The 15,999-nt window shown below is 72.4% G+C and carries 18 protein-coding genes; 11 read left to right on the top strand and 7 right to left on the bottom strand.

What is annotated here, in order from left to right:
• Nucleotides 1–44 precede the first annotated feature (44 nt).
• Both ACH4F6_RS11640 and ACH4F6_RS11635 read left to right on the top strand, forming a co-directional pair.
• Nucleotides 45–1,517 carry an ABC transporter permease gene (locus tag ACH4F6_RS11640; RefSeq protein WP_397959806.1) on the top strand — a complete coding sequence of 491 codons (1,473 nt, stop codon included), beginning with the start codon at nt 45–47 and terminating at the stop codon, nt 1,515–1,517.
• Nucleotides 1,518–1,564: 47 nt separating this feature from the next.
• A complete protein-coding gene (locus ACH4F6_RS11635) occupies nt 1,565–2,248 on the top strand; it encodes an ABC transporter ATP-binding protein (RefSeq protein WP_397959805.1) in 684 nt (227 codons plus the stop codon).
• A gap of 180 nt (nt 2,249–2,428) precedes the next feature.
• On the opposite strand, the gene ACH4F6_RS11630 is transcribed toward ACH4F6_RS11635, so the two are convergent.
• The gene (locus ACH4F6_RS11630; RefSeq protein WP_397959804.1) at nt 2,429–3,343 is read right to left on the bottom strand and encodes a helix-turn-helix domain-containing protein; all 915 of its coding nucleotides are present in this window, start codon (nt 3,341–3,343) and stop codon (nt 2,429–2,431) included.
• A gap of 168 nt (nt 3,344–3,511) precedes the next feature.
• On the opposite strand from ACH4F6_RS11630, the gene ACH4F6_RS11625 reads away from it, so the two are divergent.
• The 3 genes from ACH4F6_RS11625 to msrA all read left to right on the top strand — a co-directional run bounded on the left by ACH4F6_RS11625 (nt 3,512) and on the right by msrA (nt 5,748).
• Nucleotides 3,512–4,696, top strand: coding sequence for an NAD(P)-dependent alcohol dehydrogenase (locus ACH4F6_RS11625; protein ID WP_397959803.1), 1,185 nt, complete (start codon nt 3,512–3,514; stop codon nt 4,694–4,696).
• Nucleotides 4,693–5,076: a VOC family protein gene (locus ACH4F6_RS11620; RefSeq protein ID WP_397959802.1), complete on the top strand. Its 384-nt coding sequence runs from the start codon at nt 4,693–4,695 to the stop codon at nt 5,074–5,076. Before ACH4F6_RS11625 ends, ACH4F6_RS11620 begins: the two co-directional genes overlap by 4 nt.
• A gap of 159 nt (nt 5,077–5,235) precedes the next feature.
• Nucleotides 5,236–5,748 (top strand): peptide-methionine (S)-S-oxide reductase MsrA, encoded by a 513-nt coding sequence (gene msrA / locus ACH4F6_RS11615; protein ID WP_397959801.1) that lies wholly within the window; start codon nt 5,236–5,238, stop codon nt 5,746–5,748.
• An 88-nt stretch (nt 5,749–5,836) separates the two neighbouring features.
• On the opposite strand, the gene ACH4F6_RS11610 is transcribed toward msrA, so the two are convergent.
• Entirely contained in the window at nt 5,837–6,955 is a 1,119-nt protein-coding gene (locus ACH4F6_RS11610) for a hypothetical protein (protein ID WP_397959800.1), read from the bottom strand.
• A gap of 177 nt (nt 6,956–7,132) precedes the next feature.
• Here ACH4F6_RS11610 and ACH4F6_RS11605 point away from each other — a divergent pair, with 177 nt between their 5' ends.
• Complete coding sequence (locus ACH4F6_RS11605) at nt 7,133–8,287, top strand: cystathionine gamma-synthase (RefSeq protein ID WP_397959799.1); 1,155 nt, start codon at nt 7,133–7,135, stop codon at nt 8,285–8,287.
• A gap of 46 nt (nt 8,288–8,333) precedes the next feature.
• Here ACH4F6_RS11605 and ACH4F6_RS11600 read toward each other — a convergent pair whose 3' ends face one another.
• From ACH4F6_RS11600 to ACH4F6_RS11590, 3 genes are all read right to left on the bottom strand, one after another.
• Nucleotides 8,334–8,582: a hypothetical protein gene (locus ACH4F6_RS11600; RefSeq protein ID WP_397959798.1), complete on the bottom strand. Its 249-nt coding sequence runs from the start codon at nt 8,580–8,582 to the stop codon at nt 8,334–8,336.
• Between the two features lie 10 nt (nt 8,583–8,592).
• Nucleotides 8,593–9,096 (bottom strand): sigma factor-like helix-turn-helix DNA-binding protein, encoded by a 504-nt coding sequence (locus ACH4F6_RS11595; protein WP_397959797.1) that lies wholly within the window; start codon nt 9,094–9,096, stop codon nt 8,593–8,595.
• A gap of 143 nt (nt 9,097–9,239) precedes the next feature.
• Nucleotides 9,240–9,740, bottom strand: coding sequence for a MarR family winged helix-turn-helix transcriptional regulator (locus tag ACH4F6_RS11590; RefSeq protein WP_397959796.1), 501 nt, complete (start codon nt 9,738–9,740; stop codon nt 9,240–9,242).
• A gap of 171 nt (nt 9,741–9,911) precedes the next feature.
• Between ACH4F6_RS11590 and ilvA the strand changes: the two genes are divergently transcribed.
• From ilvA to ACH4F6_RS11575, 3 genes are all read left to right on the top strand, one after another.
• A complete protein-coding gene (gene ilvA, locus ACH4F6_RS11585; protein ID WP_397959795.1) occupies nt 9,912–11,141 on the top strand; it encodes a threonine ammonia-lyase in 1,230 nt (409 codons plus the stop codon).
• A 194-nt stretch (nt 11,142–11,335) separates the two neighbouring features.
• Nucleotides 11,336–12,322 carry an ATP-binding cassette domain-containing protein gene (locus ACH4F6_RS11580; protein ID WP_397959794.1) on the top strand — a complete coding sequence of 329 codons (987 nt, stop codon included), beginning with the start codon at nt 11,336–11,338 and terminating at the stop codon, nt 12,320–12,322.
• Nucleotides 12,319–13,176 carry an ABC transporter permease gene (locus ACH4F6_RS11575; protein WP_397959793.1) on the top strand — a complete coding sequence of 286 codons (858 nt, stop codon included), beginning with the start codon at nt 12,319–12,321 and terminating at the stop codon, nt 13,174–13,176. Before ACH4F6_RS11580 ends, ACH4F6_RS11575 begins: the two co-directional genes overlap by 4 nt.
• Before the next feature lie 79 nt (nt 13,177–13,255).
• Here the strand turns inward: ACH4F6_RS11575 and greA are convergent, their stop codons facing one another.
• Nucleotides 13,256–13,756, bottom strand: coding sequence for a transcription elongation factor GreA (gene greA, locus ACH4F6_RS11570; RefSeq protein WP_393858903.1), 501 nt, complete (start codon nt 13,754–13,756; stop codon nt 13,256–13,258).
• Between the two features lie 212 nt (nt 13,757–13,968).
• Nucleotides 13,969–14,367 carry a DUF4307 domain-containing protein gene (locus tag ACH4F6_RS11565; RefSeq protein ID WP_397959792.1) on the bottom strand — a complete coding sequence of 133 codons (399 nt, stop codon included), beginning with the start codon at nt 14,365–14,367 and terminating at the stop codon, nt 13,969–13,971.
• A gap of 170 nt (nt 14,368–14,537) precedes the next feature.
• Here ACH4F6_RS11565 and mca point away from each other — a divergent pair, with 170 nt between their 5' ends.
• A complete protein-coding gene (gene mca, locus ACH4F6_RS11560) occupies nt 14,538–15,398 on the top strand; it encodes a mycothiol conjugate amidase Mca (protein ID WP_397959848.1) in 861 nt (286 codons plus the stop codon).
• Nucleotides 15,391–15,651: a hypothetical protein gene (locus tag ACH4F6_RS11555; RefSeq protein ID WP_397959791.1), complete on the top strand. Its 261-nt coding sequence runs from the start codon at nt 15,391–15,393 to the stop codon at nt 15,649–15,651. The genes mca and ACH4F6_RS11555 overlap by 8 nt, the downstream gene beginning before the upstream one ends.
• Nucleotides 15,652–15,999: the final 348 nt, after the last annotated feature.

The raw sequence follows: 15,999 nt of genomic DNA, 5'->3' as shown, positions 1-15,999 counted from the left end.
TGCGCCTTATCGCTTCATCACGGTCCGTCCCTAGCTTGCGGCGCATGTTCTTCACCTACCTGAGGCGCGAACTGCGCCGCCGCAGAAAGGCGGCCCTCGTCGTCGCCTCCGGACTCGCGCTGGGCATCGCGCTGGTCATCGTGGTCACCTCCGTGTCCTCCGGCATGGGGAAGGCCCAGGACAAGGTCCTCCAGAGCCTGTACGGCCTGGGCACGGACATGACGGTCACCAAGGCCGCCGCGCCCACCGCGAGCGCCTCGGACCGCCCGCGCTTCCAGTTCGACGCGCAGGACGACGACTCCGGCGAGGAGCAGAGCACCGACCGGGTCATGGTCCAGGGCTTCCAGACCCTGTCGGCCTCGACCGTCACCGAGGTCGGCAAGCAGAGCGGCGTCGCGGACGCGGTCGGCGGACTGAGCCTCCAGGTCATCAAGGTCAGCGGTCAGTTCACCCGCGGCCAGTTCCAGCAGGACGGCAACACCGGCGGCCAGCCGGGCGGTCCGGGCGGCGCCGGCGGCCAGGGCGGCCAGCCGCAGGGCGAAGTGCGCGGCGGCGGCGCCGACTTCGACGTCAACAACTACTCCGTCTACGGCACCGACGTCACCGAGCCCGCGCTCGGCCCGCTGACCTCCTCCGAGATCACCAGCGGGCGCACGTTCAAGGCCACGGAGACGAACGCCGCGGTCGCCGTCCTCGACTCGGCGTACGCCAAGGAGAAGAAGCTCAAGGTCGGCTCCACCGTCACCGTCAAGAGCGTCAAGTTCATCGTGATCGGCGTCGCCACCGCCGACAGCGGCGACTCCGCCGCCAACGTCTACGTCCCGCTGGCGCAGGCCCAGACCCTCAGCGACTCCAAGGACAAGGTCACCACGATCTACGTCAAGGCGACCGACTCCCAGAAGATCGACAGCGTCAAGTCCGCGATCCAGAAGAACGTCTCGGGCACCACGGTGACGACCTCCGCGGACCTCGCCGACACCGTGTCCGGCTCGCTGTCCACCGCGTCCTCCCTCGCCACCAGCGTCGGCAAGTGGCTCTCCATCGCCGTGCTGGTCGCCGCGTTCCTCGTCGCCGGCCTGCTCACCTCGTCGGCGGTGTCGCGGCGCGTGCGGGAGTTCGGCACGCTGAAGGCGCTCGGCTGGAAGTCCGGGCGGGTCACCCGTCAGGTGGTCGGCGAGGCCATGGTCAACGGCCTGCTGGGCGGCGTGCTCGGCATCGCGCTCGGGCTGGCGGGCGCCTACGCCGTGACGGCGATCAGCCCCACCCTCCAGGCGCAGCTGGGCGGGGGCGGCGGCACCGGCGGCCAGGGCGGCCCCGGCGGGGGCGGCGGCTTCGGCGGCCCCGGCCGGCAGTCCGCCGCCAAGACGCTGGAGGTCGCGCTCACCGCTCCGGTCAGCGTCACCACGGTGGCGGTCGCGGTCGGCCTCGCCGTGGCCGGCGGGCTGATCGCGGGGGCGTTCGGCGGCTGGCGGGCGTCCCGGCTGCGGCCGGCCGACGCGCTGCGGCGCGTCGAGTAACCGGCGCCGGCCCCCGACCCCCTCACTTCACCCAGGAGCTGACCCCCATGTACGAACTCAGAGGCGTCACCAAGCGCTACACCCGCGGCAAGGAGACCGTCCACGCCCTCGCCGGCGTCGACCTGACCATCCCGGACGGCGACCGGCTCGTCATCCAGGGACCCACCGGCGGCGGCAAGTCGACGCTGCTGCAGATGCTCGGCGGACTCGACCGGCCCACCGAGGGCGAGGTCGTCCTCGACGGCACCGACCTGGCCAGGCTGTCGGAGGCCCGGCTGACGAAGGTGCGCAGCGAGAACATCGGCTTCGTCTTCCAGTCCTTCAACCTCATCCCGACGCTCACCGCGCAGGAGAACGTCGAGACCGCCCTCGTCCCGCTCGGCGTGAAGCCGAGGGAGCGGCGCGAGCGGGCCGCCGAGGCGCTGGGCTCGGTCGGTCTCGGCGAACGCCTCGGTCACCTGCCCAGCGAGATGTCCGGCGGTCAGCAGCAGCGCGTGGCCATCGCCCGCGCCCTGGTGAAGCGGCCGAAGGTGCTGCTCGCCGACGAGCCCACCGGCAACCTCGACGAGTCCACGCGCGACGAGATCATGGACGTGCTGGAGACCCTGTGGAAGGAGCACGGGCTCACCTTCATCATGGTCACCCACGACTCGTCGATCGCGAAGAAGGCCCCGCGCCTGGCGACCATCCGCAAGGGGAAGATCACGGTGAAGGAGAACGCCGCGTCCTGACCCCGCCCGGCCTCACCGGACGTGGCGAGCACGGTCCGCGCCCCCCGGCGCACGGCCCGCGCCGGGGGCCGCGCGCCGGGGACGGTCCGGACGACCGCGTGCCGGGGACGGTCCGGACGGCCGGGCCTGGGCGACCGGGGACGACGGGGGCGGGGGCGGCCCGGCGACGGGGTACGGGTCTCAGGCCGACGGTGCCTGGGACTCCGCCCCCGCCCGCGTCGCGTCCGTGCCCCAGCTCGCCAGCAGCCGCAGCGCCTCCGCCGAACGCGACCCCGGCTCCGCGTGGAACGTCACCAGCGTCTGCTCGCTGCCGTCCGGGAGCCTGAACCCCTCGAAGTTCAGCGACAGCTCGCCCACCAGCGGATGCTTCAGCCGCTTCACGCCGTGGCTCTTCTCCTTGACGTCGTGGGTCGCCCACAGCCGCCGGAAGCCCTCGCTCTTCACCGACAGCTCGCCCACCAGCGCCGACAGCCGGGGATCGTCCGGATAGCACCCGGCGTCCATGCGCAGCGCGCACACGATGTCGATCGCCTTCTGCTCCCAGTCCACGAACAGCTCGCGGTAGTCGGGCCGCAGGAACACCAGCCGCGCCCAGTTCCGCTCGGCGACGGGCAGCTCGCCCCAGTCGCCGAAGACGGCCGCCGCCATCCGGTTCCACGCGAGGATCTCCGCGCGCCGCCCGACGACGTACGCGGGCACCCCCTCCATCAGGTCCAGCAGCTGCCGCAGCGAGGCCCGCACCGGCTGTGTCCGCGCCGCCTGCTTCTTCTTGTGCTTGGGCTTGGCCAGGTGGGTGAGGTGGGCGTGCTCGGCGTCGGTCAGCCGCAGGGCGCGGGCGATGGAGTCCAGCACCTCCGCCGACACGTTCCGCCCGTTGCCCTGCTCCAGGCGCGTGTAGTACGCCGCCGACACCCCGGCCAGCTGCGCCAGCTCCTCGCGCCGCAGTCCCGGCACCCGCCGGTGCCGCCCGAAGTCCCGCAGCCCCACGTCCTCCGGCTTGAGCCGGGCCCGCCGGGTGCGCAGGAACTCGCTGAGCTCGGCACGCCGGTCCAGGCCCCCGCCGGACTCGGGCACGGATGCGGGCTGTTCGTCCATGCGTCCAGTATTCACGGTCGTACGCAGGCGATCCTGACCCCGCCAGTGGTAGGCACGGCGGTCGTAGGCACAGGCGGGGTCTGGGTGGGCGCCGCGCGGTGGGGCAGGCTGGTCGCCGTGCCCGGTCGGAAGACGGACCGGGCCCACGACCTGCTAGGAGACCCCTGCATGAGCACTGGCACGACCACCGTTGCCGCGTACGCCGCTCCCGCCGCGAAGGCCCCGCTGGAGCGCACCACGATCGAGCGCCGCGCCGTCGGTGAGTTCGACGTGCTGATCGACATCAAGTTCGCCGGTATCTGCCACTCCGACATCCACCAGGCCAGGGAGGGCTGGGGCGAGGCGATCTTCCCGATGGTGCCCGGCCACGAGATAGCCGGCGTCGTCTCGGAGGTCGGCTCCGGCGTGACGAAGTTCGCCGTCGGCGACCGCGTGGGCGTCGGCTGCCTGGTCGACTCCTGCCGCGAGTGCGACCACTGCAAGGCCGGTCTGGAGCAGTACTGCACCGGCGGCAGCGTCGGCACGTACAACGCCGTCGGCAAGGACGGCGAGCCCACCTACGGCGGCTACTCGGAGAAGATCGTCGTCGACGAGAACTTCGTCGTCCGCATCCCCGACGGCCTCGCCCTGGACGTCGCCGCGCCGCTGCTGTGCGCCGGCATCACCACCTACTCCCCGCTCAAGCGCTGGAACGCCGGCCCCGGCAAGAAGGTCGCGATCCTCGGCATGGGCGGCCTCGGCCACATGGGCGTCAAGATCGCGCACGCCCTCGGCGCGGAGGTGACGGTCCTGTCGCAGTCGCTGCGCAAGAAGGACGACGGCCTGAAGCTGGGCGCCGACCACTACCACGCCACCAGCGACCCGAAGACCTTCCAGGACCTGCGCGGCTCCTTCGACCTCATCCTGTCGACGGTCTCGGCCCCCCTGGACTTCAACGCCTACCTGTCGCTGCTGAAGCCGCAGGGCGCGCTGGTGAACGTCGGCGCCCCCGAGGAGCCGGTCTCCCTCAACCTCTTCTCGGTGATCGGGGGCGGCAAGACCCTCGCCGGCTCCATGATCGGCGGCATCGCGGAGACCCAGGAGATGCTGGACTTCTGCGCCGGGCACGGCTTCGGCGCGGAGATCGAGCTGATCGGCGCGTCCGAGATCAACGACGCCTACGAGCGGGTGCTGAACAGCGATGTGCGGTACCGGTTCGTGATCCCCCCCGCCCGGATGGCCCTGGGGGCCCCCCCCCCGGGGCCCCGGCCCCGGGCCCGGCCCCGGCCCCCGGCCCGGGGCCGGGGCCCCGGGGGGCCCGCGGGGCCCCGCGGCACGCGTCGTAGGGTGGGGACGAGGAGGGTTCCGCGATGACCGTCCAGCTGAACCACACCATCGTCGCCTCGCACGACAGGCGGGCCTCGGCGCGCTTCCTCGCCGGCATCCTCGGCCTGCGGGTGAGCCCGCCGTCCGGCCCGTTCGTCCCGGTCGAGATCGCCAACGGAGTGACCCTCGACTTCATGGACGTGCCCGGGGAGATCACCCCTCAGCACTACGCGTTCCTGGTCTCCGAGGACGAGTTCGACGCGATCTTCGGCCGTATCCGCGCGGCGGGACTGACCTACTGGGCCGACCCCTTCCACCACCGCCCCGGGCGGATCAACCACCACGACGGCGGCCGCGGCGCGTACTTCGACGACCCCGACGGCCACCGGCTGGAGATCCTGACACGGCCGTACGGCAGCGGGGGGTGACGGCTCCCCGCCCGCTGCGGTTCCGCACCCGCCGGCAGGCCGGACAGGGACGGAATCGCCCGGGACGCTCCCGCGTTGAGGACAGTGGGCGCGGGGCGCCGCGGGCGTGCGATCCGAGCAGCCCGAGGGACCGGGCCGACCGACATGGGAGGAGCCGTGATGGCTGCGCAGACGCAGAGGGCCGTACTGGCCGGCGGGTGTTTCTGGGGGATGGAAGAGCTGATCCGCCGGCTCCCGGGCGTGACGAGGACCCGGGTCGGATACACCGGGGGTGACGTGCCGAACGCGACGTACCGCAACCACGGCACGCACGCGGAGGCCATCGAGATCCTTTTCGATCCCACGAAGACCGACTTCCGCGAGATCCTGGAGTTCTTCTTCCAGATCCACGACCCGAGCACCAAGAACCGCCAGGGCAACGACATCGGCCTCAGCTACCGTTCGGCGATCTACTACGTGGACGACGAGCAGAAGCGGATCGCCGAGGACACGATCGCGGACGTGGACGCTTCCGGACTGTGGCCCGGCAAGGTCGTCACCGAGGTGGAGCCGGTCGGCCCCTTCTGGGAGGCCGAGCCCGAGCACCAGGACTACCTGCAGCGTTACCCGGACGGCTACACCTGCCACTTCCCGCGCCCGGGATGGCGGCTGCCCGCCCGTACGGAGGGCTGACCGCGAGGCGCCGTCATCACCGCGAGGCGCCGTCATCGGGGGCCGCGCACGCCCGCGTGCGCGGCCCCGGTGCGTGTCGGGCCCGGTCTCAGTGCGGGAGCGTCGCCGGGTTGCCGCCGTTGGCCTCGTATCCCGCCACCGCCAGTGCCCGGTACACCGCGAACGACTCGGCCGGGTCCGGGGACAGGGTCCAGGGCAGCGCGCCGACGTGGCCGTCGACGTGCACCAGCTGGTTCATCGCCTCCGCCCAGCGTTCGGCGCGCACCAGGAAGAAGACCAGGAGATGGCGTACGTGCGCCAGCATCGGGTCGTCGGGGCGGGCGGCGTGGACGGCGAAGAGCGCGCCGTGTATCGCCTTCGACACCACCTCGCTCCGGTAGAAGCCGCTGACCAGGTTCACCTCGGGCAGGTGCTCGAAGACGGCGAACAGGGGCATGGCCGCGAGGAGCGAGCCCCGGGGCGCGCGGGCCGCGGCGGCCTCCGCGAACGCCTGTGCCGTCTCCCGCGAGCCGTGCCACTTCTCGCACCAGTAGTGCAGGGCCGCCAGATGCGCCCCCATGTGGGCCGGGGCGCGGTCCAGGATCTTCAGCCAGAGCTCGTCGAACTCCGTCCGCGAGTAGTCCAGGCCGCGTGCCACCGAGAGTTCGACGATGTGGGGGACCGGGTCGCCGGGGGCGAGCAGCGCCGCCTGGCCGCAGGCGTCCTTCGCCTCCTCCATGATGATCCGGAAGTCGTCCGTGCCCCGCGTCGACGTGCGCCACGCCTGCTGCACCAGGAACTCGGCGTGCACCGCCGCGCCGCCCGGGTCCTTGGGCGCCTCCGTCCGCCACACCCGCAGCCACTGCCCGCCGGGCACCTCGCCGACCCCGCCCGGCCGCTGCTGGAGCTCCAGCGCCGCGGCGCCCGCGAAGGCCTGGACGCGCTGCCAGCGCAGCTCGCCCTCCGTCTCCGTGCCGGCGAGCAGCTGCTGGGCCGCCCGGTAGTCCTGGGTGCGCTGCACCACGTCGAGGACGTCCAGCAGGTCCTGGTCGGGACCGGGCATGCGGACGTCCAGCTCCTCCGTGCGCACGAAGCCGTAGTCCGCCGGGTCCGCGGCGTCCGGGTGGTCCGCCGGGACCTGCTCGATCATGCCGCGCCGGCGGCGCAGGATCGGCAGCAGCACGAAGCCGAACATGACGAGCGCCATCAGGACCCACAGAATCTCCATGGCTCAAGGGTTCCAGACGCCGCCGACAATTGGCCAACGCCCTCCGCCCCGCCTGGGGAAAACCCTCCGGGAGTCCGGTCCGTCCCTCCCGTTCCCCGCCCCTGCCGTCCCGTGCCCCTCCCGCCGCGCACCCCGCCGTCCGGCACCTCGCCCTCCGGCGCACTACGCTCGGTGCCCATGAGCGACAGGCATATCAGTCAGCACTTCGAGACCCTCGCGATCCACGCGGGCAACACCGCCGATCCCCTCACCGGTGCGGTCGTCCCGCCGATCTACCAGGTCTCGACCTACAAGCAGGACGGCGTCGGCGGCCTGCGGGGCGGTTACGAGTACAGCCGCAGCGCCAACCCGACCAGGACCGCCCTGGAGGAGAACCTGGCCGCCCTGGAGGGCGGTGTCCGGGGTCTCGCGTTCGCTTCCGGACTGGCGGCCGAGGACTGCCTGTTGCGTACGCTGCTCACCCCCGGGGACCACGTGGTCATCCCGAACGACGCGTACGGCGGCACGTTCCGGCTGTTCGCGAAGGTCGTCTCGCGGTGGGGCGTGGAGTGGTCGGTCGCCGACACCAGCGACCCGGCGGCCGTGCGGACCGCGATCACCCCGAAGACCAAGGTCGTGTGGGTGGAGACCCCCTCCAACCCGCTGCTCGGCATCACCGACATCGCGGCCGTGGCCCAGGTCGCCCGGGACGCGGGCGCCCGGCTGGTCGTCGACAACACCTTCGCCACGCCCTACCTCCAGCAGCCGCTGGCGCTCGGCGCGGACGTCGTCGTGCACTCGCTGACCAAGTACATGGGCGGTCACTCGGACGTCGTGGGCGGCGCGCTGATCGTGGGCGACCGCGCGCTGGGCGAGGAACTGGCCTACCACCAGAACGCGATGGGCGCGGTCGCCGGGCCCTTCGACTCCTGGCTGGTGCTGCGCGGCACCAAGACGCTGTCGGTGCGCATGGACCGGCACAGCGAGAACGCCACGAAGATCGCCGACATGCTGACCCGGCACGCGCGCGTGTCGCGCGTCCTGTACCCGGGACTGCCGGACCACCCCGGTCACGAGGTCGCCGCGAAGCAGATGCGGGCGTTCGGCGGCATGGTGTCGTTCCGGGTCGAGGGCGGCGAGGAGGCGGCCGTCGAGGTGTGCAACCGGGCCGAGGTGTTCACCCTCGGGGAGTCCCTGGGCGGGGTCGAGTCCCTGATCGAGCACCCGGGGCGCATGACGCACGCGTCCGCGGCCGGCTCGGCCCTGGAGGTGCCGGGCGACCTGGTGCGGCTCTCCGTCGGCATCGAGAACGTCGACGACCTGCTGGAGGACCTGCAGCAGGCGCTCGCCTAGCCGGGCGGCCGGGCCGGGGCCGGCGGGGCGGCCGGCAGGGTCCGGCTCACCAGTCGGTGAGGGGTGGGGTCGTCTCCGACGGCGGCTCCACCCACGGCTGCGCCGTCACCGCCCAGACGGCGAACGCCACGACGGCGGCGGACAGCAGCAGCCACAGCAGACGCCGCACGAGCGCCCGCCGGCGCAGCATGCGGCCGCCGAGGCGCACGACCTCCGCGTGCAGCTCCGGCGGCACGCGCGGCACGGCCCGCTCCATGATCTGCCGCACGGCGGCCTCCCGCTCGGGCCGGTTCACGCGTCCCGCCTCATGACGCCGCCGCCCCGGCGCCCACCGCGCCGGCGGTCCGCTCCCGCGGCGGGTGCAGCACGGTCGCGGTGGCGCGGTCGCACACCGCGTGGACGCGTTCCGCCGGGAGGCCGAGCAGGGCCGCCACCTGCTCCTCGGCGACGCCCTCGTAGAGCCTGAGGACCAGGACGAGGCGCTCCTGCGGCGTGAGCCGGGCCAGGGCGCCGGCGGGGCGGGGGCGGGTGCGGACGAGGCCGCCGAACTCGTGCCAGGCGCCGTGGGCGAAACGGGCGGCGAGGTACTGGCGGGCGCGGTCGTAGGGGTCCTCGCCGCGCAGCCGGTCCCAGCACGCGTACGTGTGCGCGAGGGCCAGCGTGAGCAGGCGTCGTGCGCGCGGGTTGTCGTCCGGCGCCTCCGCGGTGAGCAGGGTGGCGGTGTGCAGCAGCCGGCCGCCCGCGCCGGCGACGAACGCCTCGAACTCCCGGGCCCGGCGGGCGCCCCGTTCCGCATGACGTGCTCGCACCGCGCGCCTCCCGCCTGCCGGCGACCCCCTGGAAACGGATCCCGGCCGCGCACGGCGAACGGTGACCCGGTCTCATATGAGGCCAGGGGCGGGCCGTCGTCAAGAGTCCCGCGCGTGCGGGACGAGCACCCGCGCGCGGGGCGTCAGGAGGCCGGGGCGGACTCCGTGCCCGGGGCGCCCTGGACGGTCATCCGGGCGGACAGCGCGTCGTTGAAGCGGGTCAGGAGCGAGCAGAACGCCTCGCGCTCCTCGGGCTCCCAGTCCTCGGTCAGCTCCGCCATCAGCCGGCGGCGGGAGGAGCGCACCTCCGCCAGGCGGGACATCCCGCGCGGGGAGAGCTGGAGCACCACGGCCCGTCCGTCCTCGGGGTGCGAGGTGCGCTTGACCAGGCCGGTGTCGACGAGCGGCGCCACCTGCCGGGTGACGGTCGACGAGTCGATGCCCATGCTCGAGGCGAGTGCCTTGACGCCCATCGGGCCTTCCTTGTCGAGGCGGTTGAGCAGCAGGTACGCGGCGCGGTCCATGGAGTTGCGCACCTGCCCGACACCGCCGAGCCGGGTCTGTTCGGCACGGCGCGCGAACACCGCGACCTCGTGCTGCAGCGTGTCGAGAAGGCCGGTGTCACCGACGGTCGTCATGTCCATCGACATTTCCGGTGTTGTGGGCATGGCCGGGGGCTCACTTCATGAAAGGGGGGTGCTGGGTTGGGGGACAGGGTACGCGGCCGGAAGGCGGGCCGTACCGACGCTGCGGAAACCGGTCTCGGTGGTTGGTCGCTACGGCCGTTTCCGCCTGTGAACTGCGATGCTGGGGGCATGAGCTACGGCACGGCCCACTTGTTGCGGCCCGTCACCCTCGATGACGTGCGCGGCGCCCAGAAAATGCTGTCGGGCGTGGCGCGGATGACCGCGATGGAGGGCAGCAGGCACCTGTCCCAGCTCGTCGGGGCGCCGGTGCACCTCAAGTGCGAGAACCTCCAGCGGACGGGTTCGTTCAAGCTGCGCGGCGCGTACGTGCGGATCGCGGGGCTGCTGCCGGAGGAGCGGGCGGCCGGGGTCGTCGCCGCGAGCGCCGGCAACCACGCGCAGGGCGTGGCGCTGGCGTCGTCGCTGCTGGGCGTGCGGGCGACGGTGTTCATGCCGAAGGGCGCCCCGCTGCCGAAGATCAGCGCGACGAGGGAGTACGGCGCCGAGGTGCGCCTGCACGGCCAGGTGGTCGACGAGACGCTGGCCGCGGCGCAGGAGTACGCGGCCCGGACCGGCGCGGTGTTCATCCACCCCTTCGACCACCCGGACGTCATCGCGGGCCAGGGCACGGTGGGCCTGGAGATCCTGGAGCAGTGCCCCGAGGTGCGCACGATCGTCGTGGGGATCGGCGGCGGGGGCCTGGCCGCGGGGCTGGCGGTCGCGGTGAAGGCGCTGCGGCCGGACGTGCGGATCGTCGGTGTGCAGGCGGAGGGGGCGGCGGCGTACCCGCCGTCGCTGGCGGCCGGGCGTCCGGTGGCGGTGGAGAATCCGGCGACGATGGCCGACGGCATCCGGGTCGGCCGGCCGGGTGACGTGCCGTTCGCGATCGTCGGGGACCTGGTGGACGAGGTGCGCACGGTGTCGGAGGACGAGCTGTCCACGGCGCTGCTGCTGTGTCTGGAGCGGGCCAAGCTGGTGGTGGAGCCGGCCGGGGCGAGCCCGGTCGCGGCGCTGCTGAGCGCGCCCGGCGCCTTCGAGGGGCCGGTCGTCGCGGTGCTGTCGGGCGGCAACGTCGATCCGGTGCTGATGCAGCGCGTCCTGCGGCACGGCATGGCCGCGCAGGGCCGTTACCTGGCGGTACGGCTGCGTCTGACGGACCGGCCGGGCGCCCTCGCGACGCTCCTCGGGGTGCTGTCGGCGGTCGACGCCAACGTCCTCGACGTGAGCCACGTCCGGACCGACCCGCGGCTCGGGCTCACGGAGGCGGAGGTCGAGCTGCACCTGGAGACGAAGGGCCCGGCGCACTGCGTCGAGGTCGGCCAGGCCCTGCGCGGGGCCGGCTACCTCGTCATCGACTGACCCCCGGCCCGGTCCCGGGCCGCCCCGTCGATCCCGTCGTCACTCGTTCGAGCAAGTCCATTGAGGGACGCGATACATCGCGTTATGGTGTGTCGCGTGCCGCCGGTCCGGGCCCTGTTCGTCCGAACCGGGGCGGAACGAAAGGTGCGAACCCTAGGCTTTCCCGAAGAATCCCCGACGACGTGGAGACTCATATGCCAGGCGCCATCCATGCCGAAGGCCTGGTGAAGACCTTCGGTGACGTCACGGCTCTGGACGGCGTCGACCTCGACGTCCCGCAGGGCACGGTCCTCGGCCTCCTCGGGCCGAACGGCGCGGGCAAGACCACCACGGTCCGCTGCCTGACCACCCTCCTGCGCCCCGACCGCGGCCGCGCCGTGGTCGCCGGCATCGACGTGCTCGCACACCCCGACGAGGTCCGGCGCTCGATCGGACTGTCCGGACAGTTCGCCGCGGTCGACGAGTACCTCACCGGCCGCGAGAACCTCCGGATGGTCGGACAGCTGTACCAGATGAAGGCGGCGGCGGCCAAGGCCCGCGCCGCCGAACTGCTCGACCAGTTCGAGCTCGCGGACGCCGCCGACCGTCCCGTGAAGACCTACTCCGGCGGCATGCGCCGCCGCCTGGACCTGGCGGCCGCGTTGGTGGTCTCACCGCCCGTGATGTTCATGGACGAGCCGACGACCGGCCTCGACCCGCGCAACCGCCAGCTGCTGTGGGACGTCATCAAGCGCCTGGTCTCCGGCGGCACGACCCTGCTGCTCACCACGCAGTACCTGGAGGAGGCCGACCACCTCGCGCACGACATCGCGGTCGTCGACCACGGCCGGGTCATCGCCCGCGGCACCTCGGACGAGCTCAAGGCCCGCACCGGCGGGGAGCGCGTGGAGGTCGTGGTGCACGAGCGCGAGCACATCGCCACCGCCGCCGAGGTGCTGGCCGGCTTCGGCAAGGGCGACACCGCCGTCGAGGAGCACATCCGCAAGCTCACCGTGCCCGTCACGGGCGGCGCGAAGCTCCTCGCCGAGGTCATCCGCGAGCTGGACGTCCGGGGCATCGAGATCGACGACATCGGCCTGCGTCGCCCCACCCTCGACGACGTCTTCCTGTCCCTCACGGGGCACGTGGCCGAGGCCGGGCACGAGGAGAACGACGAGAGCGGCAAGGAGGCCGTGAAATGAGCGCCGTCACCGAGGCCGTCCGGAGCGCGGTGCCCGCCCGCCCGTTCGGGCAGGCCGTCAGGGACTCCCTGGTCGTTGCAAAACGCAACTTGATCAGAATGTCCAGAATCCCGGAGATGGTCATCTTCGGGCTGATCCAGCCCATCATGTTCGTGGTGCTGTTCACCTACGTCTTCGGCGGCTCGATGCGGGTCGGCGGCAGCACCAGCGCCTCCGACTACACGAACTTCCTCATGGCGGGGATCTTCGCGCAGACCGTCACCTTCGCCACCGCCGGAGCCGGCGCGGGCATCGCCGACGACATGCACAAGGGCCTGATCGACCGGTTCCGCTCCCTGCCCATGGCCCGCGGCGCGGTGCTCACCGGCCGCACCCTCGCCGACCTCGTGCAGACCGCGCTGACCCTGCTCGTCCTCGCCGTGGTCGCCCTCCTGGTCGGCTGGCGCGTCGGATCCGACGGCGAGACCGACGCCGCCCGGGTCCTGGCCGCCTTCGGTCTGCTGCTCCTGCTGGGCTACGCGTTCACCTGGATCGGCGCCCTGATCGGCCTGTCCGTGCGCACCCCCGAGGCGGCCACCTCCGGCGGACTGATCTGGCTCTTCCCGGTGACCTTCCTCTCGAACGCGTTCGTGGACACCAGCAACATGACGCCCTGGCTGCGCCACATCGCCGAGTGGAACCCGTTCAGCGCGACCGTGCAGGCCTGCCGCGTCCTGTTCGCCAACCCCGGCCAGTCGACGGCGGACGCCTGGCCCATGCAGCATCCGGTCTGGGCCTCGCTGATCTACTCGGTGCTGATCGTCCTGATCTTCCGCACCCTGGCGGTCCGCAAGTACCGCTCGGCCGCCGTGTGACCGCAGGCCCGCGTGACCGCATGAGGAAACCCCCGGCGCGACGGGCGCCGGGGGTTCCCGGTGGCGGAGAGGAGGGCCGTCAGCCGCTGTAGGGCTCGGCCTTCAGGATGCGCACGGAGGCCTTCTTGCCGTTCGGCAGCTCGTACTCCGCGTCCTCGCCGACCTTGTGGCCGATCACGCCGGCGCCCAGCGGGGACTGCGGCGAGTAGGTCTCGATGTCGGCGCTCGCGTACTCGCGCGAGGCCAGCAGGAAGGTCAGGGTGTCGTCCTCGTCACCGTCGAAGGCGATCGTCACGACCATGCCGGGCGCCACCGTGCCGTCCGCGGACGCCGGGGCCTCGCCGACCTTCGCGTTCTCCAGGAGCTGGGTCAGCTGGCGCACACGGAGTTCCTGCTTGCCCTGCTCCTCCTTGGCCGCGTGGTACCCGCCGTTCTCGCGCAGGTCGCCCTCCTCGCGCGCCGCCGCGATCTTGGCCGCGATCTCCGTGCGCGCAGGACCAGTAAGGTACTCAAGCTCGTCCTTGAGCTTGTTGTACGCCTCCTGGGTCAGCCAGGTGACGTTCTCGCTGGTCTGGGTCACAGGGTGCTCCTCGTCGGTACTGGGAATACAAAGCATCGCCCTGCCCGGAAGCATGTTCCTCCAGGGATGGGCGAAACCACGAGCCTAACAATTAGCCGGCCCAAGGGGGAGGACATAAGCCATCAGAATTACGTCAACGCAGGTCAGTGCGTACGTATTCCGGGGGACCTGGCCGTCGTGTCAGCCGGTGCGCCGGCCGGTGGCGGCCGGGGTCAGTCGGCGTGACAGCCGAGCAGCTCCGCCGACGTGCCCCGCGCCGTCGTACGGAGCGTGACCACCTTGTCGATGCGCGTGTCCGAGCCGGAGAAACGGAAGTCGGCCCGGCCCACCTCGGCGCCGTCCTCCGCCTGGGAACGGACCGTGCAGTAGCCGCTCGCGCCCGCGTCCTTGCGGATCTCCAGGTGCACCTTCACCGCGTCGTCCGAGATCGAGAAGGCGATCAGCTCACCGCTGAACTTGTTCCCGACGACGTAGTGGTAGCCGAAGTAGCCCACCAGGGCGAGCAGGAGCGTGCCCAGGACGGCGCCGGCGACCTTGAGGGTGCGGTCGGCGCGCTCGTCCGAGGAACGGCCGTAGCGCCCCTCGGGGGCTCGCGTGCTCGCCGTACTCATGATCGTCCTCTCGGCCGGGGACGGGACGAATGTCCCGAAAGGGCTCCCGGAGCCCGGCTCCGGAATTATTCGCCCCCCGATTCGGTCACTATAGAAGCCGCCGATCGCACCCCAACCCACGGGGGCGCCGACTTACCGAGGATTGAGTCTTGACTGACCAGCTGCGACTGATGGCCGTCCACGCGCACCCCGACGACGAGTCGAGCAAGGGCGCGGCCACCATGGCGAAGTACGTGTCCGAGGGGGTGGACGTGCTGGTCGTGACCTGCACGGGCGGGGAGCGCGGCTCCATCCTCAACCCCAAGCTCCAGGGCGACACGTACATCGAGGAGCACATCCACGAGGTGCGCAAGAAGGAGATGGACGAGGCCCGGGAGATCCTCGGCGTCCGGCAGGAGTGGCTCGGCTTCGTCGACTCCGGCCTCCCCGAGGGCGACCCGCTGCCGCCGCTGCCCGAGGGCTGCTTCGCCCTGGAGGACCTCGACAAGGCGGCCGGCGAGCTGGTGAAGCAGATCCGCTCCTTCCGTCCCCAGGTGATCACCACCTACGACGAGAACGGCGGCTACCCGCACCCCGACCACATCATGACCCACAAGATCTCGATGGTGGCCTTCGAGGGCGCGGACGACACCGAGAAGTACCCCGAGGCCGAGTACGGCCCGGCGTACCGGCCGCTGAAGCTCTACTACAACCAGGGCTTCAACCGTCCGCGCACCGAGGCGCTGCACCGGGCGATGCTCGACCGCGGCCTGGAGTCCCCCTACGGGGAGTGGCTGGAGCGCTGGGACCGGTCCGGTCACAAGGACCGCACGCTCACCACGCACGTGCCGTGCGCCGACTTCTTCGAGATCCGCGACAAGGCGCTGATCGCCCACGCCACCCAGATCGACCCCGACGGGGGCTGGTTCCGGGTGCCGATGGAGGTCCAGAAGGAGGTCTGGCCGACGGAGGAGTACGAGCTCGCGAAGTCGCGGGTGGACACCTCCCTCCCCGAGGACGACCTGTTCGCGGGGGTCCGGGACAATGCCTGACATGAGCGCAAGCGTGAGCCTGGCAGTGACGCAGTTCGCCACCCTCGCGAAGGAGGTGGACGAGGACAAGGTCACCCCCGGCGTCCTCGGCTTCCTCGTCTTCGCGGTGCTGGCCCTGGCCGTGTGGGGCCTGATGAAGTCCATGAACAAGCACATGGGCAAGGTGGACTTCGAGGAGTCGCCGGAGGACACCGCCGACACGGGCGCGTCCGGCAAGGGCGCCACGGGCAAGGCCTCCCCGGCACAGGGCTGAGCGAGCCCGGTCCGCGGCGCGGGCCGGCGCCCCGTGAGGTCCGGCGCAGGGCGCCGGCGCCGGGGTCTTCGCCGAGCCCGGCACTAGGCAGGCCCGGTCCCCGCGGGGGCCCGGCCCGCCCCGGGCGTGCCTCCGTGCCGCCGGTGAGGGTCTCCCCGTGAGCCCGCCCCGCCTCCGCCCGGGTCCGGATCGCCGGCGCCCGGGCGGGCGCGGCCGACCCGGCCGGCGCCCGGGCCCGCCGCGGCCGTCGCGGGTGCGGCCGTACGGATCGAGCGCTCGGCGCAGCTCGGTGCGCGCGCGGGACGTCTCCGCGCCGCAGGCCCGGCACCTGGCGTCCGGCGCGAGGGT

Source organism: Streptomyces sp. NPDC017936 (assembly GCF_044328485.1).
Classification (GTDB): domain Bacteria; phylum Actinomycetota; class Actinomycetes; order Streptomycetales; family Streptomycetaceae; genus Streptomyces.
The sequence above is the reverse complement of the archived record's forward strand: the minus strand, read 5'-3'. Positions and strand labels throughout refer to the sequence as shown.

Excerpts from the sequence above, each read along its gene's own strand:
- ACH4F6_RS11640 (WP_397959806.1), top strand. The coding sequence starts at position 45 with ATGTTCTTCACCTACCTGAGGCGCGAACTGCGCCGCCGCAGAAAGGCG.
- ACH4F6_RS11635 (WP_397959805.1), top strand. The coding sequence starts at position 1,565 with ATGTACGAACTCAGAGGCGTCACCAAGCGCTACACCCGCGGCAAGGAG.
- ACH4F6_RS11630 (WP_397959804.1), bottom strand. The coding sequence starts at position 3,343 with ATGGACGAACAGCCCGCATCCGTGCCCGAGTCCGGCGGGGGCCTGGAC.
- ACH4F6_RS11625 (WP_397959803.1), top strand. The coding sequence starts at position 3,512 with ATGAGCACTGGCACGACCACCGTTGCCGCGTACGCCGCTCCCGCCGCG.
- ACH4F6_RS11620 (WP_397959802.1), top strand. The coding sequence starts at position 4,693 with ATGACCGTCCAGCTGAACCACACCATCGTCGCCTCGCACGACAGGCGG.
- msrA (WP_397959801.1), top strand. The coding sequence starts at position 5,236 with ATGGCTGCGCAGACGCAGAGGGCCGTACTGGCCGGCGGGTGTTTCTGG.
- ACH4F6_RS11610 (WP_397959800.1), bottom strand. The coding sequence starts at position 6,955 with ATGGAGATTCTGTGGGTCCTGATGGCGCTCGTCATGTTCGGCTTCGTG.
- ACH4F6_RS11605 (WP_397959799.1), top strand. The coding sequence starts at position 7,133 with ATGAGCGACAGGCATATCAGTCAGCACTTCGAGACCCTCGCGATCCAC.
- ACH4F6_RS11590 (WP_397959796.1), bottom strand. The coding sequence starts at position 9,740 with ATGGACATGACGACCGTCGGTGACACCGGCCTTCTCGACACGCTGCAG.
- ilvA (WP_397959795.1), top strand. The coding sequence starts at position 9,912 with ATGAGCTACGGCACGGCCCACTTGTTGCGGCCCGTCACCCTCGATGAC.
- ACH4F6_RS11580 (WP_397959794.1), top strand. The coding sequence starts at position 11,336 with ATGCCAGGCGCCATCCATGCCGAAGGCCTGGTGAAGACCTTCGGTGAC.
- ACH4F6_RS11575 (WP_397959793.1), top strand. The coding sequence starts at position 12,319 with ATGAGCGCCGTCACCGAGGCCGTCCGGAGCGCGGTGCCCGCCCGCCCG.
- ACH4F6_RS11565 (WP_397959792.1), bottom strand. The coding sequence starts at position 14,367 with ATGAGTACGGCGAGCACGCGAGCCCCCGAGGGGCGCTACGGCCGTTCC.
- mca (WP_397959848.1), top strand. The coding sequence starts at position 14,538 with ATGGCCGTCCACGCGCACCCCGACGACGAGTCGAGCAAGGGCGCGGCC.
- ACH4F6_RS11555 (WP_397959791.1), top strand. The coding sequence starts at position 15,391 with ATGCCTGACATGAGCGCAAGCGTGAGCCTGGCAGTGACGCAGTTCGCC.